The sequence below is a fragment of the Bradyrhizobium sp. genome (assembly GCF_049581145.1).
Taxonomy (GTDB): domain Bacteria; phylum Pseudomonadota; class Alphaproteobacteria; order Rhizobiales; family Xanthobacteraceae; genus Bradyrhizobium.
This window is the reverse complement of the sequence record NZ_JBAURI010000516.1, coordinates 1-1,927: the sequence shown is the minus strand read 5'-3', so window position 1 is coordinate 1,927 and position 1,927 is coordinate 1. Positions and strand designations below refer to the sequence as shown.

General features: G+C 66.1%; 2 protein-coding genes. Both read left to right on the top strand.

Annotated features, from left to right (window positions below):
- Positions 1-1,278: molybdopterin oxidoreductase family protein (locus tag WCB02_RS16960; protein ID WP_423959708.1), on the top strand; the 1,278-nt coding region annotated here is incomplete at its 5' end.
- 4 nt (positions 1,279-1,282) lie between these two features.
- Positions 1,283-1,927 (top strand): formate dehydrogenase accessory sulfurtransferase FdhD (locus tag WCB02_RS16955; RefSeq protein WP_423959706.1); only part of this gene is annotated, 645 nt, incomplete at its 3' end.

The window sequence follows — 1,927 nt, the reverse complement described above, 5'->3', positions numbered from 1 at the left end:
CTTTACGCGACGGGCGGCAACGCCACCATCTATTACGGCCTCGGCGTCACCGAACACAGCCAGGGCTCGACCACCGTGATCGCGATCGCAAACCTCGCCATGGCGACCGGCAATATCGGCCGCCCCGGCGTCGGCGTGAACCCGCTGCGCGGCCAGAACAACGTGCAGGGTTCCTGCGACATGGGCTCGTTCCCGCACGAATTGCCCGGCTACCGGCATATCTCGACGGATGCGGTGCGCGATGCCTTCGAGGCGGTCTGGCACGTCAAGCTCGATTCCGAACCGGGGCTGCGCATTCCCAACATGTTCGACGCGGCGATCGAGGGCAGCTTCAAGGGTCTCTACGTCCAGGGCGAGGACATCCTGCAATCCGATCCCAACACCTCGCATGTGGTGGCGGCGCTGTCGCTGATGGAATGCATCATCGTCCACGATCTCTTCCTCAACGAGACCGCGAACTACGCCCACGTCTTCCTGCCGGGATCGACCTTCCTGGAGAAGGACGGCACCTTCACCAATGCCGAGCGGCGCATCCAGCGCGTCCGCAAGGTCATGAGCCCCCGCAACGGCCTGGCCGATTGGGAAGTGACGATCGGCCTTGCGAAAGCCATGGGCTTCGAAATGGCCTACACGCATCCCTCCGAGATCATGGACGAGATCGCCGCGCTGACGCCGACCTTTGCCGGGGTCTCCTACGCCAAGCTCGACGAACTCGGTTCGGTGCAATGGCCCTGCAACGACAAGACGCCCGAGGGAACGCCGGTCATGCATATCGACGGCTTCGTGCGCGGCAAGGGCAAATTCGTCATCACCGAGTATATCGCGACCGACGAACGCACCGGCCCGCGCTTCCCGCTGCTTCTGACCACCGGCCGCATCCTCAGCCAGTACAATGTCGGCGCCCAGACCCGCCGCACCGAGAACATCGTCTGGCACGAGGAAGACCGGCTCGAGATCCATCCCCACGATGCCGAGCAGCGCGGGGTCCGCGACGGCGACTGGGTCCGGCTGGTCAGCCGGGCCGGCGAGACCACCTTGCGCGCGCTGATCACCGAACGCGTGGCGCCGGGCGTGGTCTACACCACCTTCCATCATCCACTGACGCAGGCCAACGTGATCACCACCGACTATTCCGACTGGGCCACCAATTGCCCGGAATACAAGGTCACGGCCGTGCAGATTTCGCCGTCGAACGGCCCGTCGGACTGGCAGAAGGCTTATGATCAGCAGGCGCGGCACTCGCGCCGCGTTCGGCCCGCGGCCGAAGCGGCGGAGTAGCGGCGTGCGCGGTCCGGTCCAGAAGGTTGTTCGCAGGGTCTGGCGCGACGGCGGCTTCGCCGCGGGCACGCGTCTGATCCCCGAGGAGACCGCGATCGCGCTGACCTATAATGGCGGCACCTATGCCGTGATGATGGCGACGCCGCGCGATCTCGAGGATTTTGCGATCGGCTTCAGCCGCAATGAAGGCATCGTGCAATCGGCCGACGAGATCGTGTCGCTCGATGTCGTCGATCTCGACGACGGCCTGGAATTGCGGATGTGGCTCAGGCCCGACAGGGCCGAATACCTCAGCCAGCGGCGGCGCCATATCGCGGGTCCGACCGGCTGCGGCATCTGCGGCATCGAGTCGATCACCGAGGCCGTGCGTCCGGCCGCAACCGTGCCGCAAGGCCAATGCTTTGCGCCCTGCGACATCATGGCCGCGATGGCGAGCCTGCCGCCGCTGCAGCCGATCAATGTCGAGACCCGCGCGGTTCATGCGGCGGCGTTCTGGACCCCTGCCCGCGGCGTTGTGCGCCTGCGCGAGGACGTCGGCCGCCACAATGCGCTGGATAAATTGGCCGGCGCGCTGGCGCGGGCGTCCGTCGCCACAGCCGAAGGCGCGGTGCTGCTGACCAGCCGCGTTTCGGTCGAGATGGTGCAGAAG